We start from the raw sequence: 25,857 nt of genomic DNA on the forward strand, positions 1-25,857 counted from the left end.
CACCTAATAAAAAAGGAAAGGGGAATCCCCTTGCCGCAACGTTCAAACACCGCGTCAGGGGCGTTATGCCTTGGCGCGGTGCCTCGGCATTCTCGCCAGATAAGACGAGAAGTCAAGCAGAGACGTGACCAAAGCACTAATGAGAGAACGAATTCGAGACGAATGGCTGGGCCTCAAGGTTCAAGCACATTCGTTGTTTTGTCATGTCATTTTCAGGACACGCCACCATGCCCGCGCCCCCTCGCCGCCAGTCAGGTAATGAACTAAATCAAGCACTCGGCCGCTATCGCGGCACACTGCGCTCGGTAGGGCTGTTCAGTGCGGTTATCAATCTGCTGATGCTAGTGCCGCCGCTGTATATGCTGCAGGTCTATGATCGCGTACTGGCTTCCGGCAATACCACCACGCTAATGATGCTAACGGGCATGGCGCTGGGGCTGTTGGCGTTAATGGGTGCCTTGGAGTACATACGCAGCCTGGCAGTCATTCATATTGGCGAACGCTTCGATGAACAACTGGGGGAGCGGGTTTACGCGGCGGCCTTCGAGCGCGGGCTAAGCGGCCAGGCAGCCCAGGCGGGGCAAGCCACGCGGGATCTTGATTCGCTGCGCCAATTTATCACCGGCCACGCGGTATTTGCGTTCTTCGATGCCCCCTGGTTCCCACTGTATTTGCTGGTGATGTTTATGTTCCACCCGTGGATTGGTTGCCTAGCGCTAGTGGGTGCCATCGTGCTGATCGGTCTGGCATGGCTCAACGAGCGACTTTCCCAGCCGCCGCTACGTGAAGCAGGCAAGCTTTCCGTACAGGCGAATGCCATGGCAGAAGCGCAACTGCACCATGCTGATGCCATCGAGTCGATGGGTATGCTGTTGGCCTTTACCCGCCGCTGGTCGCACCTGCACGATGGCTTTGTCGCGCTGCAGGGGCTGGCCAGCGAGCGTACCGCGCTGGTTACTTCTATCTCCAAGAGCCTGCGCATTGCGTTACAGTCACTGGTATTGGGGTTGGGCGCTTGGCTAGCGATTGGCGGGCAGATCAGTCCTGGTACGATGATCGCCGGGTCTATTTTAATGGGCCGTGCGCTCAGCCCTATTGATCAGGTGATCAACGCTTGGCGGCAATGGACCTCTACACGGCTGGCTTACCAGCGCTTGGGTAACCTGCTAACAGTACACCCGGCCCGCCAGCCAGGCATGGACCTCCCTGCCCCGCTGGGCAAGCTTAATGTGGAGCCGGTAAGCGCCATGCCGCCAGGCGGAAAGATACCCACGTTGGTTCAAGTGGGATTCCAATTGGAAGCGGGCAGCGTGCTCGGTGTTATCGGGCCTTCGGGGTCAGGCAAATCTACCCTGGCCAAACTGCTAGTGGGTGTTTGGAAGCCGAAGGTCGGCACCGTGCGGCTGGATGGTGCCGATATCAAGGGCTGGAACAGAGCGCTACTGGGGCCACATATCGGCTACCTGCCTCAGGATGTCGAGCTGTTTGCAGGTAGCGTGGCGGAGAATATCGCTCGCTTCAGCGAACCGGACCCCATGAAGGTCGTCGAGGCCGCCAAAACCGCGGGCGTACACGAACTGATTCTGGCCCTACCCAATGGCTACGACACCTACTTAGGAGATAGTGGGATCGGCCTTTCGGGAGGGCAGCGCCAGCGTATTGCCCTAGCGAGGGCGCTCTACGGCCCCCCAGCACTCGTCGTGTTGGACGAACCCAATGCAAACCTTGATGACGCCGGTGAAAAAGCACTATTGGAAGCGTTACAGCGACTGCGTGAATGCCACGTTACGGTGGTGCTGATTACCCACCGCCCTCAGGTACTCAAGGCCACTTCTCACTTGCTAGTACTACGTGAAGGCCACCTGCAGAAGTTCGGCCCCACTGAAGAGATCTTGCAAGCCTTGAACACTGCCCGCCAAGCGGTAGCTCCTGCCAATGGCGCGATGGCCACTCCGTATGCGCAAAGCGCTTATAGCTACGGCAATGTTTCCATCAATCGTCAGGAGCAGCGCGCATGACCCTTCGCGATATCTCGCAGTCGCCACCTGATGCAAAACCACACACCTCCTCAGCCATACCGGACTGGCAAGCACTCGCCATGCGCCGTAAGCGACGACCGCTTCGCATAGGGAGTTGGCTGCTACTGGGAGGCTTAGCACTGTTTGTGGCCTGGGCAGCCTGGGCACCGCTGGATAATGGTATCGCCGTGCCTGCCACGGTGGTGGTGTCGGGGAACCGCCAAGCGGTCGAGCATCCTACCGGGGGCACGGTCGAAAGGCTCTGGGTGCGCGATGGTGATCGAGTGGATCAAGGGCGGCCGTTGGTTAGCCTGGATACCACGCAGCTGCAAAACGAGGCCGAGGTGCTGCGCTTGCAGCACGCCTCGGCGCTGGCGGAAACGGCGCGCTTGGAAGCCGAGCGCGATGGGCAAGCGAGCATCACCTTCCCACCCGAACTCATGCCCTCGGGCGATGCCGATATTGATACTCTCGTCAGCCAGCAGCGCCTGCTCTTTGCCAGCCGCCGCAGTGCCCTCGACGCCGAACTCGCGGGGCTTGCGGCCAGCCTTGCCGGGCAACGCGCTCAAGTGACCGGTCTCGAAGCTTCGCTCAGTCAGCAGCGAACACGCCTTGACGTGCTCAGCGAGCAGCGGCGCAACCTGAGCGAGCTAGCATCGGGAGGCTACATACCACGCAACCGAATGCTGGAGTTCGAAGGCAGTTACGTCCAGTTGCAAGGCGACATTGCCAGCGCCAACGGCACCCTGCAGCAAACCCAACGCCAGATCGACGAGCTTGAGCTGCGCCTGACCCAGCGCCAGGAGGAGTATCAGCGCGAAGTGGGCGAAGCGCTGGCTCAAGCCCGCCTGCGCGGCCAAGAAGCCGCCGGGCGCATGGCCAACAACGCCTACGAACAAGCGCACGCGGTGATTCGTGCCCCGCGCTCGGGCCGCGTGGTGGGCTTGGCCTTGCACACCGAGGGCGGCGTGGCACAGCCCGGCAGTCTGCTGATGGAGATCGTCCCGCAAGACGAGCCATTGCGCGTGGAGGGGCAGCTTCCCGTCGACCAGGTCGACCGCGTAGCACCGGGCCTGCCGGTAGAGCTTGCCTTCACCGCGTTCGAGCGCAGCAGCACGCCGCGCGTTCCGGGCACGGTTACGCAGGTCTCCGCCGACCGCTTGGTCGACGAGGTCAGCGGCCTGCCTTACTACCGCCTGGAGGTCGAGGTCGCCAACGACGACCTGGCAGTGCTGGGCACAGCGCCGCTAAAGGCGGGCATGCCAGTGGAAGCATTCATCCGTACGGGCGAGCGCTCACTGCTCAACTATCTGCTCAAGCCCCTGTTCGACCGGGCACGCATGGCATGGGGGGATGCATGAGGTTGTTACGTTCAACGGCGGTGAAACTTAGCATCGGCTGCTGGCTCTGCCTACCACTGGCTGCCCAGGCACTGGATTTCCAGACCGCTTACGACTACGCCCGCCAATACGATCCTACTTGGCTTGCTGCACAAAACGCCCGCGATGCCGGGCAGCAGGAGCGTGCCCTGGGGCGCTCGCGGCTGCTGCCTACGCTCGGCTACCGCTACTCCTACGCGCATAACCACTCTGAGGTAGAGCAGTCGACCCCGCTGGGCACGACCACCAACGACATGCGCTACTCAAGCCACACCTCGGCAGTGACTCTGACCCAGCCGCTACTGGATGCGGCGGCTTTCGCCCAGTATCAGGCAGGCAGGGCGCGTGCCGAAGCTGCCGAGGCAACGCTCGACCGCGCCTATCAAGCACTGGCCGTTCGTGTGCTCCAAGCCTATACCGATACCCTCTACGCCGAGGACGACATCGCCTTGGCCGAAGCGCACCTGCGGGCATTGGAAGAGGAGTCGGAGAAAAGCACCCAGTTCGTCGCCTATGGTGAGGGCACGCGTACCGATCAGTTGGAAATTGCCGCACAGATGCGACTGGTCGAAGCGCGCCTAATCGAAGCCGAGGACCGCTTGCAGGACGCACTCAACGCACTCGACCTGCTCATCGGCCAACGGCCTGCTTCCCCCCTGGCACCGCTTCGCCCAGACGCCTGGGCAGTGCTGGCGGAGCAGGCACAAGCCAGTGCCTCCACGTTAGACGAGTGGCAAACCTTGGCACTGGCCTACAACCCGGAGCTTGCGGCACAGCGCAGCGCCCTGGATGCCTCGCGCCATCAGGTGCATGCCCAGTACGCAGGCCACTTGCCCACGGTGCAGCTTTATGCCCGCAGCCAGATCTCCGACTCCAGCAGCGAGAACACCATCGGCCAGCGCTACGATACCAACAGCATCGGCGTCGAAGTCAACCTGCCGCTCTATTCGGGTGGGCGGGTCGTGGCCGCCAGCCGCCAGGCACAGAGCACCTTCGAACAGCATCGCCACGAGTTGGATGCGACCACAGCAGAAATTCTCAACGACGTAGAACGCCAGTACCGGCTGGTGCGTAGCAGCCAGCGGCGCGAAGAGGCGTACCGGCAATCCGTCGAGGCCGCCACCCAGCGCGTGGAAGCGACACAGCGTAGCCTGGAAGGCGGCGAGCGTACCCATCTGGACGTGTTGGATGCCGAACACCAACGCTTCGAGGCGTTGCGCGATCTGGCGCGGGCTCGCTACGATTACCTAGTGGCCTGGCTGAGCCTGCGCTGGCAAGCGGGGCAACTTGACGACAGCGATATCGCCCAGGTAGCGAACTATTTCTAAACGATTTCCGGCGATACTGCCGAAGCCTAGAGAGCCACGACACATGAAAGAAACGCCCCCTTCATCGACATCGCCCCAGCGTGAGCCTGCACGCAGCCCGCTGGCCCGCGCCCTATGGGTAGCACTGGCCGCGCTGAGCTTCGGCATTGGAGTCGTAGGTATTTTCGTGCCACTACTGCCGACTACCGAGTTCATGCTCGGGGCGATCTACTGTGCTTCCAAGGGCTCGCCACGCTTCGAAGCCTGGATTCGTTCGCGGCGCTACGTGGGGCCATTGATCAAGAACTGGGAGTGCGAGCGCGCCATTTCACGTCGCGCCAAGTACGTGGCGGTGAGTAGCATCATCGCCAGCGCCATGCTGCTGCTCTGGCATTTGGGGGAAGGCTGGTTGCGCTGGGCCATCATCGCACTGCTGGCCGGGGTGGCGGTATGGCTGGCAACGCGCCCAGAGCCCACCAAGCAGGATTGATGTGGCAATAAAGATTGCCCAGGACGAGACTAGAGGGTCAGGTTTTCCGGCTGACCGATATCTTCCTCACCGTTCGTGTACTTTATCCACGTTTTACCCAGATGGTTGCGCAGTTCATCGCCGACGCGTGCGGCGTCGCGGGCCTCCAAGGCCGCCATGATGGCCTCGTGCTCCTCCATGGCTTTCGCCCATTTATCGTTCTTTTGATTGGACAGATAGCGCACCCGATAAAGCTGCCGACTGAGGTTGGCGTGTATATCAATTAGGGTCGTGTTCCCCGAAAGCGCCACGATCCGGTTGTGGATATCCTGGTTAAGCCGAAAGTAGTTCTGCCGATCCCTTCTTAAGAACGAAGCTTTCATTTCGTAATGCAGCGCCTGTAACTCAGCAATATCTTCGTCGCTAGCCCTGACACACGCCAGTTGCGCGGCTGACTGCTCAAGGACGCTTAATACATAGGCCTTTTCTTTCATATCCGCAGCGCTGACATCCGCAACCACAGCCCCGCGGTTGGGGGAAATCACCACTAAACCTTCTGTCGCAAGAATCTTGAGCGCCTCGCGTAGCGGCGTACGCGACACTTGTAACTCAACTGCCAGCGTGCGCTCGGGTAACCGCTGTCCCGGTTGGAAATGATCCATGACGATATGTTCGCGCAAATAATGCGCGACTTTTTCAACAAGCCCGGCGTTATGGGTTGGAGCGATATCTTCCATGGAGTTGTTCACTTTGATTAGCGTCTATTAATAATGGCATACCAAAAAACTCTTTTCAAATAATCACATATAAAAAAACACTCCCTCAATAACACTTAAGCCATTGATTTAAAGAAAAACAAATCTACCAACGACTAAAGTATCATCCTTCTAGCGTTGACCTCTCTAATGGTATACCACTAAATTTCACATCTATATATTACGCCTACGTTGAAAAAAGAAGCATCTATAAGTTCATGGCCACTGTAAAAATACTTTTGCCAAACATGGAATGCCATTATTTATGAATTACTTACAACACTTTCATACGACCAAAATAGTTGAAGTCTGTATCGCGGGCGCTGGTGATTTTGGTCGTGGCGTATTGCGTCAAGCCCGCCAGATGCCAGGATTGTCAGCGCGTATTGCGATCGACATCAATCCTGAAAAGGCGGCTGAAGCCTTTCGCCACGCGGGTTTTCCCAGCACAAAAATAATGGTATGCCACTCTACGAGCGATGCCGAAGACGCTTGGCAGAAAGGCTTTTTCATTGCCACAGCTTCTTTCGATACGGTCGCGGCACTTCCGTTCGATATTCTGGTTGAGTCTACCGGCATTCCTGATGTCGGCGCCCATTATGCAGAAGCGGCCTTACTGGCGGGTAAGCATGTCGGTATTGCCACCAAGGAAACCGAGTCGGTTGTCGGACCCTACCTGACTCGCCTGGCCGAAGACCAAGGACGCCTTTTCACGCCGCTGGATGGCGACCAGCCAAGCCTGCTGATTGGCCTTGTCACATGGGCCAAAACGCTGGGGTTTGAGATCATTTCTGCTGGCAAGAGTAGCGAATACGACTTTATCTGGGATGAAGCGCAAGGCACCGTGACCTGTAATGGCACCCAGTACGATGCCACTGAAATTGCCGCCCTCTGGAAGCTTGACGATAGCGATGCACGCACCACAGTCAAATCCCGCGGCGAGGCCTTGTCAGCTATTCCGCAGATTTCCGTGCCTGACCTGTGTGAGATGGTCAATGTTGCCAACGCTACAGGCCTACAGCCAGATCTGCCTGAATTTCATGCCATGGTGCTCAGAACCATAGAAGTGCCCACGCTTCTGGATACCCAAGCAGAAGGCGGTGTTCTAAAAGGTAATGAGCGCCTTGAAGTCTTTAACTGCCTGCGCCGCCCAGATGAGCTGAGCTTTGCTGGCGGTGTGTTTGTAGTGGTGCGCTGTGAAGACCCGCATGTCTGGACACTGCTGCGCGATAAAGGTCACGTACTAAGCCGCAGCGGCAATAGCGCCATGGTATATCTGCCACGCCATTTGCTAGGCCTGGAAGCGCCCATCTCGCTGCTGGATGTGGTACTCAACGGCTTAACGTCCGGTGGCGGCCATGCCACCACCCCTAAATTCGACCTGACTGCGCGCGCCACCCAAGCGATCAAGGCGGGCCAGCGGCTCGAGATGAAGGGCCATCATCGGCACATCGAAGGGCTGCGTCCGGAGATTCACCCCGCTGCGGCGCTTTCAGATGACGCCAAAGTCCCTTTTTATCTGTTACCAGGCGCCGAAGTTATTCGCGATATCGCACCTAACCAACCCATTACTTTAGCCGATGTCACGTTACCACCTTCTCGACTACATAAGCTGCGACTTAAACAGGACAAGCTGTTTTACGCAGGCGACAGCCAGTAACTAACGGTAGAGTGCCTTTAAGGTGCTCTACTTCGCATATTGATGGACCCTAAAAGCAACAATAATCACCTTGGAGAAAATTATGCTTATCAAACATAATGTTAAATACGCCACTTTAGGTCTTGCCATGCTCGGCGCGGCTACCAGTGCCAGCGCCAGCGATGCCGACAACTTCCCCAGCAAGCCAATCCAGTTCCTGGTAGCCGCAGGTGCTGGCGGTGGTACTGATAACTTTGCTCGGGTCGTTCGCCCGATGTTTGAAGAAGCCATTGGCGGCGCGAGTATTACAGTGGTTAACCTGCCAGCCGCGTCCGGTGCTTTAGCCCATCAGCGTGCCGCCACGAGCGAGGCTGATGGCCACACTCTAGACTTTGCGTCCACTACGCTTGTGACCTCACTTGCGGCGGGCCAAAACCCCGTGGGTCTGGATCAGTTAACGCCGGTTGCGCGCATGCAGTCTGACGTAATGGCGCTTTTTGTTAATCCTGAGCGTTTTCCTGATTTTGATTCTTTCGTGAAATACGCTGAGGAAAACCCCGGTAAAGTCACCGTTGGGGGCACCCATACGGCAAGCCCAGATCATGTAGCTTTCCTGTCGCTGCGTGATGCGTCTGGGCTAGACATAAATTTTATCCCTTACGACAGTACCGGCAACGCCACTGCCAATGTGCTGGGCGGCAATATTGATGCGACCACCACCTCGCTAAGCCCGCTATTAAGCTACATCGAAGCCGGCCAGATGATGCCAATTTTGGTCTTCAGCGATGAACGCCTTGAAGACTACCCAGATGTGCCGACCACGGTTGAAAACGACGGGGACCTGACAGACGGTAACGATCGCGCCATATTTGTGCATGCTGATACGCCTGCGCCGATCATGAAGCGTCTGGAAGATGCCTTTAAAGACGTATATGACTCTGAGGAGTACCAAAGCTACGCAGAGCGCGTAAACCTTGATTACCGTGAAGGCTGGATGAGTAGCGACGAGTATCGTCAGCGGCTTGAGAACAACTACGAGCTTTACTCGCGTTTGCTGCAAAACGACTAAACCAGCAGCTACTGGTTGGTGGAAGGGCATGTCCCCTCCTATATCCATCTGAAAGATCGGCCTCGCGGGGCCGTTCTTCCACTATCCCCATCAAGGTTTACCATGCACGCTAGGATCACTCTTTTTGCGCTTGGGGTCGTGTCACTCGCGATGGTGAGTCTTTATCCCACGCTGCAATTCCCAAGCTCTGCGCAGGTGTCCACGTTTATCGGCCCTCGCGTTTGGCCGCTGACCCTGCTGATCGTTCTGTTTGTGCTGGGAATTGTCCTGCTCGCCATTACGTGGCGTGACCGCAAACAGGCACTGGTCAGCGACCCCCAAGCTGATTCGCCCCCCCCAACTGAAACGGCACCAATCTCATCATGCTTCTCCCTTGGCCGCACCCGCCATTGGTGGTTTATAGCAGCGGCTATCACCTACACGCTATTGATACAAAGCATCGGCTTTTTAATCGCCAGCCTGATATTTACGTTTATCGGTACGCTGTTGCTGGGCGCCCGTTCGTGGACGAACATTGCCATTACGTTAGTTCTTGCCGCTGTACTGATGCAGGGCGTTTTCGTGTCGCTGCTTGGCATTCCCATGCCGTAAGGCTGATCCATAACAGACCCAACCTTCCAGGGAGTCGACCATGCTAGAACATTTTTTGGCCGGGTTAGCCGTGGTGATGCAGCCACTCAATCTACTGCTCTTAACCTCTGCCGTGTTTATCGGCTTTATCGGTGGTGCACTGCCCGGCGTTAGCGGCGTTATTCTAGTGGTTATCCTGCTGCCAGTTACTTATGGCATGGAGCCGACCACAGCCTTTATGGTGCTGACCGCCATCTATGGCGCAACGGTCTTTTCAGGTTTGATTACGGCCATTCTATACCGTGCCCCAGGCACGCCTGAAGCGGTAATGACGGCGTTTGATGGCTATCCCATGACTCAGCGTGGAGAGGCAGGCAAAGCCTTGGGCATCGGCGTTTTAAGCTCGGCTATCGGCGGGCTTGTGGGTACCGTCGCGCTTATTATATTCACGCCCATGCTTGCCAAGATGGCCTTGAAGTTTTCATCTCCTGAGTACTTTGCCTTGGCGGTACTCGGTTTAACAGTGGTGGCTTCACTAGGCGGTCGCCTCATATTTGGCTTGATTGGTGCGGCGCTAGGCCTATTCATTGCGACCATTGGTATTGACCCGCTCACCGGCACCAGCCGCTTTACCTTTGGCAATCTTAATCTGACCGAAGGCGTGGGCTTGATTCCGGTCATTGTGGGTCTGTTTGCCGTTTCAGAAGTCATGAAACGTACACTGGACCATGAAAGCCATCAGCCCTTGAAAAAGGTGAAGGTCAAGATTTTCGATCTTCCTATCCTGCGCCAGATCGGCATGACCCTGTCGCGTTCATCTATTATCGGGGTCGTCATCGGTATCCTGCCGGGTATCGGGGCCAGCACCGCGGCGATGGTGAGTTATAGCGAAACGGTCCGCTGGTCCAAGCATCCCGAGAAATTTGGCAAGGGTGCGCCGGAAGGTATTGCCGCCCCTGAGTCTGCCAATAACGCAGCGGCCATGGGTGCACTGGTACCGCTTTTTGCACTGGGTATTCCGGGTAGCGGCACTACGGCCGTTATTTTGGGCGCGTTTATCATGCACGGCCTGCAGCCTGGACCAATGTTTATGCTGACTAGCAGTGACTTAATCTATGCGGTGTTTGCCGGGCTATTTATCGTCAATTTCATGATTCTGCTTTTCTCAAAGCCGTTCATCGTGCTGTTTACCAAGCTGCTGAATGTACCTTATTCCGCACTCGGCCCCATTATTATCATGTGCTGCATCGTGGGTACCTATTCGGTGCGCAACTCCATGTTTGATGTATGGTTGATGATGGGCTTTGGCGTACTGGGCTATCTGCTTGAGAAGATCAACTTCCCTCTGGTATCCATCATTTTGGGACTGGTATTGGGCCCTATCGCAGAAAGCGAGCTGCGCCGTGCGCTATCCATGTCACAAGGCGACTTCAGCATCTTTATTGAGCGTCCTATTAGCGCCACGCTACTGAGTATTGCTTTCCTTTTGCTGGCCGTCACGCTGATTACGCCGCTGATCAAACGCGCACGTCGTAAGGCCACTACCTGAAGCCCGTATCCTGGAGAATGCTATGACCATCGTACTGGGCGCTATCGCCGACGATTTCACCGGCGCCACTGACCTTGCCAATAACCTGGTACGCGGCGGCATGCGCTGCGTTCAAGTGATTGGCGTGCCGACCACCTCGCCCGATTTAAGCAACGTGGATGCCGTGATAGTGGCGCTTAAATCGCGCTCCTGCCCGGTTGAAGAGGCCACTAGCGATTCACTGGCAGCACTTGACTGGTTACGTGAACAGGGTGCCCGGCAGATATTTTTTAAATACTGCTCGACCTTTGATTCAACCGATAAGGGCAACATCGGCCCAGTTGCCGATGCACTACTTGATCGACTCGGCGTCTCGCGAACCGTGATGGTCCCGGCATTTCCGATTAATGGCCGGACGGTATATCAAGGGCATCTGTTCGTTGGCGATCGCCTGCTTAACGATAGCGGCATGCAGCACCACCCGCTGACGCCCATGACCGATGCGGATCTTGTACGCGTGCTTTCGCGCCAGACTTCCCACGCCGTTGGCTTGGCCAGCCGCTCCACGCTAGCCAAAGGGGCCGAAGCCACTCGCCAACACTTTGACGCTCTGGCGGCTAAAAACGTACGCCACGTGATTTGCGATACCGTCGATGATAGCGATCTGGACGTCTTGGCGGAGGCAACGGTAACGATGCCCTTGGTAACCGGCGGTTCGGGGCTAGGCCAAGCCCTGCCTGCCCAGTACCGCAAACAGGGTTGGCTTGCCGAGATAGCCGAGCCCGGGCGTCTTCAACCCGCCTCGGGTAACATGCTGGCACTGTCTGGCAGCTGCTCACGGGCAACGCTTGCCCAGGTTGCTGATTTCCTCGAACACCATCCTGGCGCTGGTTTTGCGCTTGACCCGCAGGCTCTGGCGAAAGACGACAAACAATGGGAGCAAGCCCTGGCCTTCGCGTTCGAGCGTCTTGAACAAGATGCACCTGCCTTGATCTATGCCTCAGCTGATCCTGAAAAGGTCAAGGCTGCTCAGGTGGAACTGGGCGTCGATAAGGCCGGCCTCATCGTCGAAAAAGCGCTAAGCCAGCTTGCCGTTACTCTGGTCAATGAAGGCGTTGGCCGACTGGTAGTTGCCGGTGGCGAAACTTCAGGTGCGGTGGTGTCTGCCCTGGGCATTTCAGCGCTACGTATCGGCGAGCAGATCGATCCCGGCGTGCCCTGGACACAGGCGGCACTTGCCAACCGCGAGGCCCCACTTTCTCTGGCACTCAAGTCGGGCAACTTTGGCAGTGTGGATTTCTTCACACGCGCGTTTGAGGTATTGGCATGAGTACTCACGACCAGAACTGCCTGCGTGAACAGATCAGCACGCTGGGGAAATCGCTGTTCGATCGAGGCCTGACCATGGGCTCCAGTGGCAATATCAGCCTGCGCCTGGATGACGGCGGCTGGCTGATGACGCCTACCAACGCTTGCCTTGGGCGTCTGGACCCTGCACGCATCTCGCACCTGGATACCCAAGGCCAGCTAATCAGCGGTGATAAGCCCACCAAAGAGCAGTTTCTGCATATGGCGATGTACGATGAGCGCCCTCAGTCCGGCGCTATCGTGCACCTGCACTCCACGCATTCGGTGGCGGTTTCCTGCCTGCCGGGTATCAACCCTTGCGACTGCATTCCGCCGCTCACCGCCTATTACGCCATGCGCGTAGGCAAGCTTCCCCTGGTGCCTTACCACATCCCGGGCGACCAACAGCTGGGCGAAGCGGTACGCGGCCTAGCAGGCAAGCACAGCGCCGTGCTACTCGCCAACCACGGCCCGGTTGTCGCCGGTAAAAACCTTGAAGCGGCGGTGTATGCCACCGAAGAGCTCGAAGAAACGGCCAAGCTGTTTCTGCTGTTGCGCGGCGAAAACCCGCGTGTGCTGACGCCTGAACAGGTTGCTGAATTGGAAGCCCGGTTTCCGAGGGACTAAAGCATTCCGCCACCGCACTTGAAACATAAGGGCAAAGCTCATTGAGTTTTGCCCTTATCGATGACTCCTCATATAACTACTATCCACCATTCATCACCGTGGTCAGGATTCAGTGCTCCTCTAGCAAACGAATCAACTCCGGCACCGCCATGGTCTGATCCTCCACGCCTGCGTACAGCGCCGCTACCGCGCCGGCGACGCCTCTTGTCGTATTAAGCTCATCGGTCATGGTGTGGTAGTAGCCGAGATCTTTATGCGCGTTCGCCACGCTAAAGCGAAACCCCGAAGCATCGCCTGATTCAATAAAGGGACGTAACCGTTCCAGCACCACGCCGCCCCCGCCGCCCTTGGTCAAAACCTCCAGAAAAGCGTGGTCATCGATACCCGCCCGCCGGGAAGCCGCAGTCGCCTCGGCCAGTACGGCTGAAAATCCCAACGACACGTAGTTATGCAGTAGCTTAAGAGTATGCCCTGAGCCTACGCCTCCCGCGTGGGTAATGACCTCAGCGAAACTTTCGAGTAGCGGGCGCAACGCTTCAAACAGCGTTTCGGATGCACCGACGATAAGGTTCAACCGCCCCTCCTCAGCTTCCTTGGGCGTGCGTGTCATCGCCGCATCGACCAGGTGGCCACCCGCTTCTGCTACCCTGGCGGCAACCTTAGCCGTGGAACTTGGCAACGAGGTAGAGCAGTCCACCACGATGGAACCCTGGGCGAGCCCCTCCAGCACGCCATCCGGCTCAAACAGCACGGCCTCTACTTGGGGTGATCCCGTTACGCACAGCAATACCACGTCGGCTTTTTCGGCCACTTCCCACGCGCTTGAGCACGACACGGCGCCTGCCGCCAGTAGATCGTCCACGGGCTGGTTCCCAGGGTGGTCCAGAAAGGCCAGGGAATACCCCGCGTTGAGAATGTTCTTGGCAATGCCGTGGCCCATTAACCCTACACCCACCATGCCGATGCGATGCTCTGTACGAACGGATTGATTCATGAATAAGCTCCTAGCCTAATGTAGTTACGATTTTGTTCTAGCCATGGCGAATAGCGACCGTTTTTATCCGGGTATAGCTGCGCAGCCCCTCGAAGCCTTTTTCCCGCCCGTGCCCGGAACGCCCGACACCGCCGAAAGGCAGTTCAATACCGCCGCCCGCACCGTAGTTATTGATAAAAACCTGGCCGCTGCGAATGCCTCTCGCCAAGCGCAATTGACGACCACCGTCGCGCGTCCAGACACCGGCGCACAGCCCGAAGTCGGTTGCATTGGCCAAGCGCAACGCTTGTGCTTCATCGTCGAATATCTGCACGGCCAGCACGGGGCCAAACAGCTCTTCGTGCAGCACGTCATGTTCATCGGGAATGTCCGTAAGCAGATGCGGGACGACGAAATGCCCGGCCGGTGAGGCATTTTTAGCGAGCTGCCCTCTTGCCGCAACTCGAATACCGTCCGCTTCGGCCATGGCTAGCCGATTATCGAGCTGCGATTTTTGACGGGCATTGATCAGCGGGCCGCAGTCGGCATCTTCCTCGCCCGATGCACACTGTAGCGCCGAGAAGCGCTTTATCAGACGATCCGTAAACATTTCCGATATATCGCGCTGTACTAACAGGCGACTGCCCGCCGAGCAGGTTTGCCCGGCATTCTGAATAATCCCACGCACCACTGCGTCGAAAGCCGCATCTAGATCGGCATCTGCAAAGACAATCTGCGGCGACTTGCCACCCAGCTCTAGCGTGACGGGCACGTGATGCTTTGCCGCCGCCTGGGTTACATGGGTGCCGGTCTCAGGAGAACCAGTGAATGAGAGATGATCAATCCCCGGATGCGCGGCCAGGGCAGCACCGGCTTCACGCCCAAGTCCCGGCACCACATTGAGCACTCCGGCTGGCAGACCGCAGGCTATCGCCAGCTTTGCCAAGCTCAAGACGCTCAAACAGGCATCTTCGGCAGGCTTAAGAACGATAGTATTGCCAACAGCCAAGGCGGCTGCCACGCAGCGGCCAAATATCTGTGACGGGTAATTCCAGGGAATAATCTGCGCGCAAACACCATACGGCTCACGCAATGTCATGACGGTGTAGCCCTCTTCATAAGGCAGGGTCTCGCCATGTAATTTATCGGCGCCACCGCCGTAAAAGCGAAAGTAATGCGCGCAGGCTTTAATATCCGCACGCGCTTGGGTTAAGGGCTTTCCAGTGTCCAGGCATTCTAAAGCCGATAAATGCTCATGGTTGGCCTCGATGGCATCAGCAAAGTCAAATAGCCAAGCGCTGCGTTGGCGGGCACTCCACTGCGCCCACTCTCCCAGCTCACCTGAAAAGGCGCGCCGCGCTGTGGCGACGGCATCATCGACATGCTCCGGCGTGCAGCGGGCGATATGCGTGACGACTTCGCCACGAGCGGGCGCCTCTACGGGTAGCGTCGCGCCGGTATCAACCCAGATATTGCCTATTAGCGCCGCCTGGGGTGGAAATTCGGGCAAATCAATCATCAACATACTCCTTAGCCATACAGCAGGTTAACCAGGCCCATCGAGATCCAGGGCATATAGGTAATTGCCATCAGACACGTCAGCACCACCAGCACAAATCGCACCAGCCAGGGCAGCATCTGATCAATGGAAATCTTCGCCACTGCACACGCGGCAAACAGGTTTACGCCCAGCGGCGGAGTAATCATTCCCAGGGCCAAATTAACCACCATGATCAGTCCGAAATGTACCGGATGAACGCCAAACTGCATGGCGATCGGCGTAAGGATCGGTGCCAGTACCAGGATCGCCGCGCCGGTCTCGATAAACATCCCCACCACAAGCAGCAGGGCGTTGACGGCCAGCAAAAAAGCCCAGGGGCTTTCGAACATCGCCGTGACTCCAGCGGCGACTTGGGCGGGAAGGCCGGAACGGCTAATCAGGAAACTAAACAGAGCGGCCGCTGAGATAATCAGCATCACCGCAGCGGTAGACACAACGCTTTGACGCAGTACGGGAATTAGGTCGACCAGCTTAAGCTCTCGGTAGCAAGCACCGACCACCAAGGCATAAAACACCGCCACCGCCGAGGCTTCAGTGGGCGTAAAAATCCCACCATAGATGCCGCCGATGACCACCACCGGCATCAGCATTGCCGCCCAGGCACGCTGGAAGGCCGTCGTAAAGCGAGTGCGGTCATTGCGATCTTGAAGACCAAAACCGCGCAGCTTGCAGAAAATATAAACAAAGACCAGCAGCGCACCACCAACCAATAACCCTGGACCAATGCCTGCAATGAACAGCTGGCCAATCGAGGTATTGGTACTTACCCCAAATAGAATCAAGGGAATAGAGGGCGGAATCAGCACCCCCAGCTCTGCCGATGAAGCCTGGATGGAGGCGGCCAAGGGTTTGGGATAGCCGTGCTTGACCATTGCTGGAATAAGAATCGCACCGATAGCAAAGGTCGTCGCCACACTGGAGCCTGATACTGCCGCAAACATCATGCAGGTCAGTACGCAGGTCATCGCCAACCCACCCTGAACGCCACCCACGATTGACTTGGCCAGATCAACCAGTCGGCTAGAGATACCACCGGCTGCCATCAGGTTGCCCGCCAAGATGAAAAAAGGAATCGCCATCAGCGGGAAGTTATCCAGCCCTACAAACAGCTGTTGAGGCACCATCATCAAGGGAAAGCGCGAAAAAAACTCAATGCCGATGATCGATGCCAGCAGAATGGAGATTGCGATCGGCACGCCGGTGGCGAACAAAATCAACAGAGAAAGACCAATGGCTAAGTTCATAAGCGCGGCTCACTCGGGGTAGCAGGCGGCATGCCGGACGTTGCTGCAGCCTCTTTCTCGACTGTCTCATCATGCATTGGCCCTAAAGTTTCAAGACCGCAACTTTGGGCCAGCAGCCGCGCAATAACGGCCAGCATCGCAAAGGCACTGCCCACTGGAATAGCCGCATATGCCCAGGACATCGAGACCTCAAGCGCGGACAGCGTCTGATTGCTAACCCGCTGGGTCATTTGGATGCCGTAGAATACCAATACAGAGAGCACCAGAAGACAGCACAGACCGATAAACCATTCAAGCGCCAGCAGGGTGGGCTTGGGCACGAGCTTGTAGATAACCTCTACGGCCATCATAAAGCCGCCGCGGAACGTGGCGGCAGAGGCCATAAACACACACCAGATCATCGTCGCCCGTGACAACGTCTCCGACCACGTCGAGGGTGCATTGAAGAGAAATCGTGTAAGCACTTGATAGAATCCCAACGACACTGAAACGATCAACATCAAAATAGCAATCGCCAGCGCTAACCGAGTCAACACATGTTCGACACGCAGAAACCAGGACACCATAAATCACCTCACCCCGTCAGGTTATGGGCAAGTGGCGCCCAGAGGGCGCCACGGGATGGGTTCAGCAGCTACTGTTACGAATGCGCTCTAGCATCTCCTCGCCATACTGCTCAATAAAGTCAGCATGAACGGCCTCTACTGCTTCCTGGAACGGTGCTGGATCGATATTATCAGTGACCGTCATACCCTGTTCTTGCAGGAAAGCCACGCCCTCCTCTTCCAAACGTGTAACCTCAGCGCGGGTGGCTTCGGTAGCAGCTTGAGCGGCCTCATTAAACCATTCACGCTCCTCCTCGCTCAGCCCATCAATTAGCACCGGTGAGCCGAGCACAATGGCAGGCGAGTACACATGGCCGGTCAGCGATAGTTGATCCTGGACCTCATAGAGGTTCGCAGCCACAATCACCGTAATGGGGTTTTCCTGACCGTCCACCGTACCCTGCTGCAGGGCGGTAAACAGCTCCGGCATGGCCATGGGCGTCGGGCTGGCCCCTAGCCCTTCAAAGGCCTGCTGATGAATACGGTTCTCCATGGTGCGAATTTTTAAGCCACTAACGTCTTCTGGCTTTTCAATGGCTTTTTGGCTGTTGGTGATATGGCGGAAACCGTTTTCCGACCAGGAGAGGCCGACCAGGTCGTGGTCGCCCATCTTATCGAGCAGTTCCTGACCGATCTCTCCGTCAAGTACGCAGCGGGCTTGTTCGTAACTGGTGAACAAAAACGGTAGATCGAGAACATAGGTCTCGGGGACAAAGTTACCCAAGGGTCCGGAAGAGGTGATCACTATATCGACGGTGCCGATCTGCAGCCCTTCAATCATGGCCCGCTCTCCGCCAAGCGAGCCACTGGGATGATCCGTCACGGTAAAAGCACCATCAGAAAGGCTTTCAAGCGTCTCTTTAAAGGCGCGGGAACCAGCGCCATAGTGGGAGTCGCTGGAAATGGCGTAGCCAACGCTTACCTCTGTAGCGGCCTGAGCCTGAAATGCCAAGCCGGCCAGGGCCAGCGTGGTAGCGGTGCCAATAGCGGTCGCAAGCGTACGCCGAGCGAAACGAGTGGTCATGGTGATACTCCTAATTATATTTATTGGTAAGAACGATGGGGAGTAGTAGCCCCTTATTGCTCGCCCGTCAGGCAGGCGAAGATCCATTAGCGATGCTCTGCCACATAGGCATCGATAATCTGTTTGAAATCTCGGTCACCGACAAAACCCAGCTGGTTCGCTTTAGCAGTTTCAAAGCGCGCGGGCCAGCTTGCCACCAAGGGTTCGATACGCGGGTCTGGCTCATGACGTACACGCGCCACCGCTTCTGCGCCCGCCACCTCACGCAACGCCTCAAGCATTTCGGAAACATCGGTCGTGATGCCCGGCAGAATAAATGCGCGAAACTTACCCAACGCTTCTTCCTGCACTTCGGCGCCATGTATCAACGCTTCGATCACCTTATCAGGCGACATAACGAAAAGCGCCTGATCCAACGGTACGGGACAAATGGCCTCCTCCCCGTTTAAGGGTTCGCGCAAAATGCTGGACGCAAAGCTCGACGCCGCGGCATTCGGCCGCCCAGGACGAATCACAATGGTCGGCAAACGCAGTACCCTGCCGTCAATCAGGCCGCGTCGGCTGTAGTCGTTGATGAGAAGCTCACACATTGCTTTTTGCGTGCCATAGGATGTTTGCGGCTGCGAAGCCGTCATGTCATCCAGCACATCAGGCAGATCCCCGCCGTAAGCCGCCACGGAGCTTGCCATGACTAAGCGTGTCTTATTCAACTGCCGGGCACGGCAACCTTCCAGCAAGGCGCGAGTAGCATCAAAATTGACCGCCATGCCTAGGTCCAGACCAGCCTCAGCCGCAGAGCTTACGACCGCAGCCAAGTGGAAGATGACATCGGGCTTTCGATCAAGCGCACTGCCCAGCGCATCTGGAGCAGTAATATCCACAGCATCGTTGCGGATCGTTATATCAGGCGCGTCGGGTACGGCAGCTTGGGTTTGATCGACCAGCGTTAAGTGGGTGATCGGCTGACCGCACAGCTCTTTGCGGCTAATCAGTCGATGTAAAAGACGCTTTCCCAAAAACCCAGCGGCGCCCGTGATTAAGATATGCATGATTAAGGTGTCCTCGCTTTATTGTAGGTTGTTAGCGTTTGAGACCATGTTTTGGCTACTCGATCATGAGTGAAGCCCATAATGTCGACCCCAGCCCAGACCTTGGCGCGTATCGCCAGCTGGCCTGTATTCACAGCCAACCCAGCCGCTATAGCCCAGCGCTTCTAGCCTGGCAAATAGTGCGGGGTAGTTGATCTCGCCAACATCGGGCTCGTGCCGTTCCGGCACTCCCGCCACTTGAACATGACCGATAGCGCTGAACTGTCGCTCAAGATGGCGAATAAGGTCCCCCTCCATGATCTGACAGTGGTAGAGATCAAACTGCAGCTTAAGATTGTTCGCCCCCAGCGCTTTCAATACCGCCATGGCTTGCGCTTGTCCCGACAAGAAGTAATGGGGCATATCACGGGTATTGATGGGCTCGATCAATATGCCCTTGCCCAGTTTGGCGGCCTCAGTAGCAGCGAAGTGCAGGTTACGTAGGTAAGTAGCCTGATGATCGGCCAGGGTCGTCGCATCGGCATCCTCAGGTAGTAATCCCGCCATGGCGTGAACGTGTGGGCAGTTAAGCGTCTCAGCATAACGTAGCGCCTCGATAACCGAATCACGAAACTCGGCTTCGCGCCCAGGCAGGCTGGCAAGCCCTCTTTCACCTTTTTCCCAATCACCCGGCGGCAAGTTAAACAACACTTGTTCCAACTGTGTTTCGTCAAGCGCCTGGCGTAGCTCTGCAGCGCTATAGGCGTAGGGAAACAGGTATTCAACCCCTTTAAACCCCGCATCAGCCGCCGCTGAAAAGCGGCCCATAAAATCGTGCTCGTTAAACAGCATACTGAGGTTGGCGGCTAATCGAATCATGGTGTATCGGTGCCTCTTTGTTTTTATCGCAATGCGGGCTAATCCCGAGGAAACCGCGCCTCAAGCTCCGCGACCTGTTCAGGCGTTAGCCCCCGTGGGTTTTCGCCGCGCAGTAGCAGAAACAGTTTGGCCGTCTCTTCAAGCTCTTCGGTGGCGTACACCGCCGCTTCCAGATTCTTGCCTGCCACTACCGGACCGTGGTTGGCAAGCAGCACAGCGCTGTGTTTACCCGCCAGGCCCCGTACCGCTTCGCCCAGTTTTGGGTCACCGGGGATGTGATAGGGCACAATCGGCAGTTTGCCCACCCGCATGACATAGTAGGCGGTGAGCGGCGGAATGCAGTCGCAAGGGTTCACGTCCGGCAAACACGAAACCGCCACCGAGTGGGTAGAGTGAAGGTGCACAATAGCGCCCGACCGAGGGCGCTCTGCATACATCGCCATATGCAGGGACTGCTCTTTAGTAGGCTTATCGCCACCAAGTAGCTGGCCGTTATCATCCAGATGGGCGATTCGCGCCGGGTCCAGCCGCCCCAGGCAGGCGTTGGTGGGCGTCATCAGCCAGCCACCGTCATCCAGGCGCACGCTAATGTTGCCGCTGGACCCCATGGTCAGGCCGCGATCAAACAGCGACTTGCCAAGCGTGCTGATCTGCTCGCGCAGGCTGTTTTGATGATGGTGGCGTAAGTGGACGCTCATGCCAACACCTCAAAGGCTCGGGTAAAGAAATCGACACCGCCAAAGTTGCCCGACTTCAGCGCCAGCGAGAGCGGCGCTTCACGACCTTCCAGCGGAGCCTGGGTCCAGGGCACGCCGGGATCAATCTGCTCACCTATACGTAGGGTGGAAATTCCCAGCGCCGAGACCACTGCCCCCGAGGTTTCGCCCCCGGCGACCAGCAACTGACCAACGCCTTCGTTAACCAGCGTTACCGCCAATTGGCTCAGTGCCTCTTCGACCAGCGCCCCCGCACGCGCAACACCCAATGCTTGCTGGGCAGCGCTGACTTTCTCTAGATCCGCCGAGGCGTAAATCAATACCGGGGTCTGTTCTGAGAGCCGCTGTCGCGCAAAGACCAGCGCCTGCTCCAACTGTCGGTCACTTTCGGCAAGCGACAAAGGGTCTAGCGCAAAACCGCTGTTAGGATGGCAAGCCAGAAAATCGGCTACTTGTGCCAGGGTTGCTGTAGAACAGCTCCCGGACAGCACCAACACGCTGCCTGATGCAGGCTGTAAACGCCCCGGTTCCGTAATGGGCTTAAGCCAGCCTTGGGCACGGTACTGGACGGGTAAAGCCTGCCCCAAGCCGGAGCCACCGGTCACCAACGGCATCAGCACGGTAGCTTCTGCCAATATATCCAGATTCTGCTCATCAAGCGTGTCGCAAATCACATGGCGAGTGCCCTGCTCGGCAAGTGCGGATAAGTGGTCAAAAGCGGCGCCGGCGCCTTTGGCTATTACCGAGTGACCGAGCAAGCCTACCGGGAAGGGTGTTTGGCGGGATAAGACCCGCACCAGGTCAGCGTCCTGCATCGGGTTGAGCGGATGATGCTGCATACCGCTATCGTTAAGCAGGCGATCACCCACAAACAGATGGCCCTGATAAACCGTACGACCATTAATTGGAAACGCCGGTACCATCACCGTTTGAGAGGCACCCAGGCGATCCAGCAGCGCATCGGCCACGGGCCCGATATTGCCTTTATCCGTAGAATCGAAAGTAGAGCAATATTTAAAGAATAGCTGTCGAGCACCCTGCCCACGCAGCCACTCAAGAGCCGTGAGAGAATCCGTGATGGCTTCATCAACCGGGCAGGAGCGCGATTTCAAAGCTATCACCACCGCATCAACGTCCTGGAGATCAATCGTCTCCTGCGGCACGCCGATCACCTGCAGGCAGCGCATGCCACCGCGCACCAAGTTATTGGCAAGATCGGTTGCCCCGGTAAAGTCGTCGGCGATAGCTCCAAGGACTATGCTTTCAAGGGCTATGTTTCCAAGGGCTGTCTTTTCAAGGGCTATGCTCTGCACTGTGCTCATGATTAGGTTTCCTGAGCATCGTTCGCCGCTTCAGGCAACGTAATGCCTGATAGCCGCTGGTAGACTTTGATAACCGCAGAATCATCTTCTCGACCAAAGCCTGCCCCACTGGCCGAGGTGAACTGCTGCAACGCGCTGGCAGCAACCGGCGTTGCCATCGAAAGCTCGCGCCCGGTCTGGTGCACGATATTGAGGTCTTTAATAAAGATATCCACCGCTGAAAGCGGCGTGTAGTCACCTTTGAGAATATGGGGCACACGATTCTCGAACATCCAGGAGTTGCCCGCCGAGTGGGTAATCACCCCAAAGATAACCTCGGGGTCAAGCCCCATCCGGATACCCAACGCCATGGCTTCAGCGGCCGTCGCGATATGTACGCCTGCCAACAGTTGATTGACCAGCTTCATACTGGACCCCACGCCGGGGTCATCGCCCAGGCGATAAACCTTGGCGGCCATGCCATCAAGCACGTCACTTGCGTAGCTAAATGCCTCCGCGGCGCCCGATGCCATAACTGATAGCTCACCGCTTTTGGCTTTTGCAGCACCGCCGCTAATCGGTGCGTCCAGCATCATCAATCCCTCTGCTGCCACGCGCTCACCAAGCTGTTTCGCCTGACTGGGCGCCACCGTGGCGCACTGTATAATCAGGCTGCTTGGCGCTAGATGGCCCACCACGCCCTGCTCACCAAACAACACCTGCTCAACCTGGCTACCGTTGACGACCACTACCAGCACAATATGACAGTGAGCAAGCTCCATCGGCGTTGCCACACTCTTGCCCCCAGCTGCTATAAAGGCATCGCGTGCCTCAGCGGCAATATCACATCCAGTTACGTTAAATCCCTGGTGATGTAAGGCAGTAGCGGTGCCCATTCCCATCGCACCCAGGCCAATAACGCCTACTTGACGTGATTGCTTATCGTGTTGACTCACCGGTCGACACCTCGCTGTTGTTGTGTGGGTTACTAGCGTTGCGATGCCTTATTTTTTCCTTGGGTCTTCTCTTATTGCCTATCATGACAAGGAAAATGGTAGCGCTGTCATGATAGCGCTACCATTACTTCTAGATTACTCTCAGCGTATCGACAAGTTGAACATCAAGGACGTGCGACTAATGTCTAAAGACCTCTCGGCCGCTAACAAGTCACGCCGTCGCTCCGATCAAATCACGCTCAGTCAGGTGGCGCAGGCCGCAGGGGTTTCCCCGATTACGGCATCGCGGGCACTGAACCACCCCGACAAGGTGAGCGACAGTACCCGCCAAAGCGTTTTGGAAAGCGTAGAGCGTTTGGGCTATGTGCCCAACCTAGTAGCGGGTAGCCTGGCATCTTCCCGCTCCCGGCTGATTGCCATCATCGTGCCGTCGCTGATCAACAGCGTGTTTGTGGAAGTCATAAAGGGCCTGCAGGAAACACTAGAAGCGCAGGGGTATCAGATCCTGCTCGGCAATACTGATTACGATCTGGACCGTGAGTATCAACTGGTGCGTACGTTTTTAGGCTGGTCATGTTCGGCTTTGGTCACCGCCGGGCTACGCCATAACGATGCGTGTCGGACGCTATTAGCTAACTGGGGCCATCCGATTATGGAAGTGATGGAGCTCGGTAAAGGCATAGATCTCAACGTGGGGCTGGATCATTTAGCTGCCGGCCGGTGCATGGCCAGCCATCTTATCGACAGAGGCTACCAGCGAATTGTGTATGTTGGCGCACGGCTCTCCCACGATTATCGCGCGGGAATGCGCTACCTAGGGCATAAAGAAGTACTGGAGGCAAAGGGGCTTGAAGCCCCCTTGCTAGAACTGGACACTTTGGGCAGCCTGCAGGCGGGCGCGGAAAGCCTAGCCCAGGTTTTGAAAGGCTACCCCGCCACGCAGGCCATCCATTTTGCCAACGATGATCTTGCCGCAGGTGCCTTGCTGGCCGCCCAACGCCAAAATCTTCTTGTGCCAGATGATATTGCCATTGCAGGCTTCAACGGCTTACCGTTAGGTCAACATATCACGCCGAAACTCACTACCATTCTCTCCCCACGCGAAGACATGGGCCGTCTGGCCGCACAGGAGCTCATTCGCAGACTTCGCGGTAAACATGTTTATCGCCGACAACACGATGTAGGCTTCACGCTTCAAATCGGTGAAAGTACATAAGAGACCGCAAAACATTTTCGCTAACTCCAAGCCCCGCCCACGCGTTTTTTCCCGCTAGGCGTTTCAACTTCAGGCTTTTTAGGAATTGCCATGCTGCCGGACTACTCCATTATCGCTTGGCTATTGATCGGATTTTCGGTGTATCTGACGGGCGTCTCAAAAGGCGGCTTTGCTGGTGGTTTTGGCACGCTTTCGGTGCCGCTGATGGCACTGGTGATTAGTCCCACGCAGGCCGCAGGCCTATTGCTGCCGCTACTGCTGGTAATGGACGTATTGGCAGTGAAAGCATGGTGGGGCAAGCATGACATGGCCGAAGTATGGCGATTTTTGCCAGGGCTCTTCGTCGGTGTTGCGGTGGGCACGCTGCTCTTTGGCAGCCTGAGCGAACAGGGCGTTCGCCTGGTATTGGGTGCGATCTCAGTGGTGTTTGCTGCGTATATGCTGTTAAAGCCATTGGCCGCCAAGCCTATCTCAACGCATTGGGCGCTGCCTGCCGCCAGCGTGTGTGGCTTCACAAGCTTTATTGCCCATGCAGGCGCCCCACCACTCAATCTTTACCTACTACCACGAAAACTGCCTAAAGAGACCTTTATCGCCACCTGCGTTGTCACCTTTACCGCGGTTAACGTGATTAAGCTAGGCCCGTACCTGTGGCTTGGCGAAATCAATATGGCCAGTGCCTGGGCATCGCTACTCCTGGTGCCAGTCGCGTGGGTAGGCGTACGTAGCGGCCTTTGGCTACAAAGCCGGGTTAATGAGCAGTTGTTTTATCGCCTGGTAATACTGGCCATGTTCCTAGTGGGTGTTAATTTGATTTGGCAGGCATTAGCGCCTTAAGAGATAAACGTCTTCCAATACGACGTTTGCGCAGAGGGTCTTTACAACCGGCTGCTTTGTAGCGGCCAAGTTCGCCAGTCCAACCGTTGCCATCCTTCAAGGCTTGCGACCTCAGCCAGTACCGGGTCGGGATTAACGACCACGGGGCAATCGACATATTGCAGTAGCGGTAGATCGTTGCGGGAGTCCGAGTAAAACACCGTGTGGCTGGGCGTAATTTGTTGCTCCGTTAGCCACTGCTGCAAACGCAACACTTTACCGCCGCGGTAAGAGAAAATGCCCTCACTCTCGCCGGTATAACGCGCTTTTTCTGCCTCTTTATCAATGCTTAGGTCCACCGCCAGCACGTGGGCGATACCCAGCATCTTGGCAATGGGTGCGACCAAGTGGTGCGATGAGGCAGAAATCAGCACTAACGTATCGCCCGCCTGACGATGAGACGCCAGGCAGGCTAAGGCTTGAGCAAATATACGCGGCTGAATATGCGTCGCAACAAAACGCTCTACTTCTTTTTCGACGTCAGTCACGAGCCTGTTCTTAAGCGGCGCCAGCGTCATCGCCAGATACTCTTCCAGCTTTAATTGACCCGCATGATAGGCCTGCTGCATCTGCTCAGCCCGGGCGAGAAAGGTCTCGGCGTTGCTGATCCAACCCTGCTCGAACATCCATAAATTCCAGCGGTCGCTGCAATCCCCATCCAAGAGAGTATCATCAAGGTCAAACAAGGCCAGCCGCATAAAGCACTCCTATCGTCGCGGATTGACGGCGCGTAGGGTATGTCACTAACCATGACAAAAAGATGACGCCTT

24 protein-coding genes are annotated in these 25,857 nt (G+C 56.8%); 12 read left to right on the forward strand and 12 right to left on the reverse strand.

The annotated features are described in order from the left end of the window. Positions 1-227 precede the first annotated feature (227 nt). Genes ACT3RQ_RS03055 through ACT3RQ_RS03070 form a run of 4 tightly spaced genes read left to right on the forward strand, consistent with a single transcriptional unit; the run spans position 228 to position 5,194 of the window. The gene (locus ACT3RQ_RS03055; protein WP_193056657.1) at positions 228-2,018 is read left to right on the forward strand and encodes a type I secretion system permease/ATPase; all 1,791 of its coding nucleotides are present in this window, start codon (positions 228-230) and stop codon (positions 2,016-2,018) included. After that, a complete protein-coding gene (locus tag ACT3RQ_RS03060) occupies positions 2,015-3,379 on the forward strand; it encodes an HlyD family type I secretion periplasmic adaptor subunit (RefSeq protein ID WP_193056656.1) in 1,365 nt (454 codons plus the stop codon). Before ACT3RQ_RS03055 ends, ACT3RQ_RS03060 begins: the two co-directional genes overlap by 4 nt. Further along, positions 3,376-4,725: a TolC family outer membrane protein gene (locus ACT3RQ_RS03065; protein WP_193053385.1), complete on the forward strand. Its 1,350-nt coding sequence runs from the start codon at positions 3,376-3,378 to the stop codon at positions 4,723-4,725. Before ACT3RQ_RS03060 ends, ACT3RQ_RS03065 begins: the two co-directional genes overlap by 4 nt. Before the next feature lie 43 nt (positions 4,726-4,768). Continuing rightward, positions 4,769-5,194 (forward strand): YbaN family protein, encoded by a 426-nt coding sequence (locus ACT3RQ_RS03070; RefSeq protein ID WP_193053384.1) that lies wholly within the window; start codon positions 4,769-4,771, stop codon positions 5,192-5,194. 29 nt (positions 5,195-5,223) lie between these two features. Here ACT3RQ_RS03070 and ACT3RQ_RS03075 read toward each other — a convergent pair whose 3' ends face one another. Next, positions 5,224-5,910, reverse strand: coding sequence for a GntR family transcriptional regulator (locus ACT3RQ_RS03075; RefSeq protein ID WP_193053383.1), 687 nt, complete (start codon positions 5,908-5,910; stop codon positions 5,224-5,226). A 283-nt stretch (positions 5,911-6,193) separates the two neighbouring features. On the opposite strand from ACT3RQ_RS03075, the gene ACT3RQ_RS03080 reads away from it, so the two are divergent. From ACT3RQ_RS03080 to otnC (ACT3RQ_RS03105), 6 genes are all read left to right on the forward strand, one after another. Beyond that, the gene (locus ACT3RQ_RS03080; RefSeq protein WP_193053382.1) at positions 6,194-7,588 is read left to right on the forward strand and encodes an NAD(P)H-dependent oxidoreductase; all 1,395 of its coding nucleotides are present in this window, start codon (positions 6,194-6,196) and stop codon (positions 7,586-7,588) included. Between the two features lie 82 nt (positions 7,589-7,670). Then, entirely contained in the window at positions 7,671-8,636 is a 966-nt protein-coding gene (locus tag ACT3RQ_RS03085) for a tripartite tricarboxylate transporter substrate binding protein (protein ID WP_444679993.1), read from the forward strand. Positions 8,637-8,738: 102 nt separating this feature from the next. After that, entirely contained in the window at positions 8,739-9,227 is a 489-nt protein-coding gene (locus tag ACT3RQ_RS03090) for a tripartite tricarboxylate transporter TctB family protein (protein WP_444621597.1), read from the forward strand. Positions 9,228-9,267: 40 nt separating this feature from the next. Next, complete coding sequence (locus ACT3RQ_RS03095) at positions 9,268-10,755, forward strand: tripartite tricarboxylate transporter permease (RefSeq protein WP_193053379.1); 1,488 nt, start codon at positions 9,268-9,270, stop codon at positions 10,753-10,755. 22 nt (positions 10,756-10,777) lie between these two features. Further along, positions 10,778-12,064, forward strand: coding sequence for a 3-oxo-tetronate kinase (gene otnK / locus ACT3RQ_RS03100; RefSeq protein WP_444621598.1), 1,287 nt, complete (start codon positions 10,778-10,780; stop codon positions 12,062-12,064). Next, complete coding sequence (otnC, locus tag ACT3RQ_RS03105; protein ID WP_444640114.1) at positions 12,061-12,708, forward strand: 3-oxo-tetronate 4-phosphate decarboxylase; 648 nt, start codon at positions 12,061-12,063, stop codon at positions 12,706-12,708. Before otnK (ACT3RQ_RS03100) ends, otnC (ACT3RQ_RS03105) begins: the two co-directional genes overlap by 4 nt. A gap of 109 nt (positions 12,709-12,817) precedes the next feature. Here the strand turns inward: otnC (ACT3RQ_RS03105) and ACT3RQ_RS03110 are convergent, their stop codons facing one another. The 10 genes from ACT3RQ_RS03110 to ltnD form a co-directional block, all read right to left on the reverse strand. Further along, complete coding sequence (locus ACT3RQ_RS03110; protein WP_444640115.1) at positions 12,818-13,702, reverse strand: NAD(P)-dependent oxidoreductase; 885 nt, start codon at positions 13,700-13,702, stop codon at positions 12,818-12,820. A 37-nt stretch (positions 13,703-13,739) separates the two neighbouring features. Then, positions 13,740-15,200 carry an aldehyde dehydrogenase family protein gene (locus tag ACT3RQ_RS03115; RefSeq protein WP_444640116.1) on the reverse strand — a complete coding sequence of 487 codons (1,461 nt, stop codon included), beginning with the start codon at positions 15,198-15,200 and terminating at the stop codon, positions 13,740-13,742. A gap of 11 nt (positions 15,201-15,211) precedes the next feature. After that, positions 15,212-16,486, reverse strand: a complete 1,275-nt coding sequence (locus ACT3RQ_RS03120; RefSeq protein WP_192528268.1) for a TRAP transporter large permease — start codon at positions 16,484-16,486, stop codon at positions 15,212-15,214. Beyond that, positions 16,483-17,052: a TRAP transporter small permease gene (locus ACT3RQ_RS03125; RefSeq protein ID WP_444640117.1), complete on the reverse strand. Its 570-nt coding sequence runs from the start codon at positions 17,050-17,052 to the stop codon at positions 16,483-16,485. Before ACT3RQ_RS03125 ends, ACT3RQ_RS03120 begins: the two co-directional genes overlap by 4 nt. A 61-nt stretch (positions 17,053-17,113) precedes the next feature. Continuing rightward, positions 17,114-18,115, reverse strand: a complete 1,002-nt coding sequence (locus ACT3RQ_RS03130) for a TRAP transporter substrate-binding protein (protein ID WP_192528270.1) — start codon at positions 18,113-18,115, stop codon at positions 17,114-17,116. Positions 18,116-18,201: 86 nt separating this feature from the next. Continuing rightward, entirely contained in the window at positions 18,202-19,164 is a 963-nt protein-coding gene (gene denD / locus ACT3RQ_RS03135) for a D-erythronate dehydrogenase (protein ID WP_444679994.1), read from the reverse strand. Between the two features lie 63 nt (positions 19,165-19,227). Continuing rightward, the gene (gene otnI, locus ACT3RQ_RS03140) at positions 19,228-20,022 is read right to left on the reverse strand and encodes a 2-oxo-tetronate isomerase (protein WP_444640119.1); all 795 of its coding nucleotides are present in this window, start codon (positions 20,020-20,022) and stop codon (positions 19,228-19,230) included. A gap of 38 nt (positions 20,023-20,060) precedes the next feature. Continuing rightward, a complete protein-coding gene (gene otnC, locus ACT3RQ_RS03145; RefSeq protein WP_444640120.1) occupies positions 20,061-20,720 on the reverse strand; it encodes a 3-oxo-tetronate 4-phosphate decarboxylase in 660 nt (219 codons plus the stop codon). Then, positions 20,717-22,060 carry a 3-oxo-tetronate kinase gene (gene otnK, locus ACT3RQ_RS03150; protein WP_444679995.1) on the reverse strand — a complete coding sequence of 448 codons (1,344 nt, stop codon included), beginning with the start codon at positions 22,058-22,060 and terminating at the stop codon, positions 20,717-20,719. The genes otnC (ACT3RQ_RS03145) and otnK (ACT3RQ_RS03150) overlap by 4 nt, the downstream gene beginning before the upstream one ends. A 2-nt stretch (positions 22,061-22,062) precedes the next feature. After that, entirely contained in the window at positions 22,063-22,995 is a 933-nt protein-coding gene (gene ltnD / locus ACT3RQ_RS03155) for an L-threonate dehydrogenase (protein WP_444640122.1), read from the reverse strand. A gap of 181 nt (positions 22,996-23,176) precedes the next feature. On the opposite strand from ltnD, the gene ACT3RQ_RS03160 reads away from it, so the two are divergent. Continuing rightward, complete coding sequence (locus ACT3RQ_RS03160) at positions 23,177-24,211, forward strand: LacI family DNA-binding transcriptional regulator (protein ID WP_444640123.1); 1,035 nt, start codon at positions 23,177-23,179, stop codon at positions 24,209-24,211. A 90-nt stretch (positions 24,212-24,301) separates the two neighbouring features. After that, on the forward strand, positions 24,302-25,048 hold the full coding sequence (locus ACT3RQ_RS03165) for a sulfite exporter TauE/SafE family protein (protein ID WP_444640124.1): 747 nt from the start codon (positions 24,302-24,304) through the stop codon (positions 25,046-25,048). Between the two features lie 41 nt (positions 25,049-25,089). Here the strand turns inward: ACT3RQ_RS03165 and ACT3RQ_RS03170 are convergent, their stop codons facing one another. Then, positions 25,090-25,785, reverse strand: a complete 696-nt coding sequence (locus ACT3RQ_RS03170; RefSeq protein ID WP_444640125.1) for an HAD family hydrolase — start codon at positions 25,783-25,785, stop codon at positions 25,090-25,092. Positions 25,786-25,857: the final 72 nt, after the last annotated feature.

The sequence above is a fragment of the Halomonas sp. AOP43-D1-4 genome (assembly GCF_052446175.1).
Lineage (GTDB): Bacteria > Pseudomonadota > Gammaproteobacteria > Pseudomonadales > Halomonadaceae > Vreelandella > Vreelandella citrativorans.

Bases quoted from the DNA above. Each gene is read 5' to 3' on its own strand.
- ACT3RQ_RS03055 (WP_193056657.1), top strand. From the start codon at position 228: ATGCCCGCGCCCCCTCGCCGCCAGTCAGGTAATGAACTAAATCAAGCA.
- ACT3RQ_RS03060 (WP_193056656.1), top strand. From the start codon at position 2,015: ATGACCCTTCGCGATATCTCGCAGTCGCCACCTGATGCAAAACCACAC.
- ACT3RQ_RS03065 (WP_193053385.1), top strand. From the start codon at position 3,376: ATGAGGTTGTTACGTTCAACGGCGGTGAAACTTAGCATCGGCTGCTGG.
- ACT3RQ_RS03070 (WP_193053384.1), top strand. From the start codon at position 4,769: ATGAAAGAAACGCCCCCTTCATCGACATCGCCCCAGCGTGAGCCTGCA.
- ACT3RQ_RS03075 (WP_193053383.1), bottom strand. From the start codon at position 5,910: ATGGAAGATATCGCTCCAACCCATAACGCCGGGCTTGTTGAAAAAGTC.
- ACT3RQ_RS03080 (WP_193053382.1), top strand. From the start codon at position 6,194: ATGAATTACTTACAACACTTTCATACGACCAAAATAGTTGAAGTCTGT.
- ACT3RQ_RS03085 (WP_444679993.1), top strand. From the start codon at position 7,671: ATGCTTATCAAACATAATGTTAAATACGCCACTTTAGGTCTTGCCATG.
- ACT3RQ_RS03090 (WP_444621597.1), top strand. From the start codon at position 8,739: ATGCACGCTAGGATCACTCTTTTTGCGCTTGGGGTCGTGTCACTCGCG.
- ACT3RQ_RS03095 (WP_193053379.1), top strand. From the start codon at position 9,268: ATGCTAGAACATTTTTTGGCCGGGTTAGCCGTGGTGATGCAGCCACTC.
- otnK (WP_444621598.1), top strand. From the start codon at position 10,778: ATGACCATCGTACTGGGCGCTATCGCCGACGATTTCACCGGCGCCACT.
- otnC (WP_444640114.1), top strand. From the start codon at position 12,061: ATGAGTACTCACGACCAGAACTGCCTGCGTGAACAGATCAGCACGCTG.
- ACT3RQ_RS03110 (WP_444640115.1), bottom strand. From the start codon at position 13,702: ATGAATCAATCCGTTCGTACAGAGCATCGCATCGGCATGGTGGGTGTA.
- ACT3RQ_RS03115 (WP_444640116.1), bottom strand. From the start codon at position 15,200: ATGATTGATTTGCCCGAATTTCCACCCCAGGCGGCGCTAATAGGCAAT.
- ACT3RQ_RS03120 (WP_192528268.1), bottom strand. From the start codon at position 16,486: ATGAACTTAGCCATTGGTCTTTCTCTGTTGATTTTGTTCGCCACCGGC.
- ACT3RQ_RS03125 (WP_444640117.1), bottom strand. From the start codon at position 17,052: ATGGTGTCCTGGTTTCTGCGTGTCGAACATGTGTTGACTCGGTTAGCG.
- ACT3RQ_RS03130 (WP_192528270.1), bottom strand. From the start codon at position 18,115: ATGACCACTCGTTTCGCTCGGCGTACGCTTGCGACCGCTATTGGCACC.
- denD (WP_444679994.1), bottom strand. From the start codon at position 19,164: ATGCATATCTTAATCACGGGCGCCGCTGGGTTTTTGGGAAAGCGTCTT.
- otnI (WP_444640119.1), bottom strand. From the start codon at position 20,022: ATGATTCGATTAGCCGCCAACCTCAGTATGCTGTTTAACGAGCACGAT.
- otnC (WP_444640120.1), bottom strand. From the start codon at position 20,720: ATGAGCGTCCACTTACGCCACCATCATCAAAACAGCCTGCGCGAGCAG.
- otnK (WP_444679995.1), bottom strand. From the start codon at position 22,060: ATGAGCACAGTGCAGAGCATAGCCCTTGAAAAGACAGCCCTTGGAAAC.
- ACT3RQ_RS03160 (WP_444640123.1), top strand. From the start codon at position 23,177: ATGTCTAAAGACCTCTCGGCCGCTAACAAGTCACGCCGTCGCTCCGAT.
- ACT3RQ_RS03165 (WP_444640124.1), top strand. From the start codon at position 24,302: ATGCTGCCGGACTACTCCATTATCGCTTGGCTATTGATCGGATTTTCG.
- ACT3RQ_RS03170 (WP_444640125.1), bottom strand. From the start codon at position 25,785: ATGCGGCTGGCCTTGTTTGACCTTGATGATACTCTCTTGGATGGGGAT.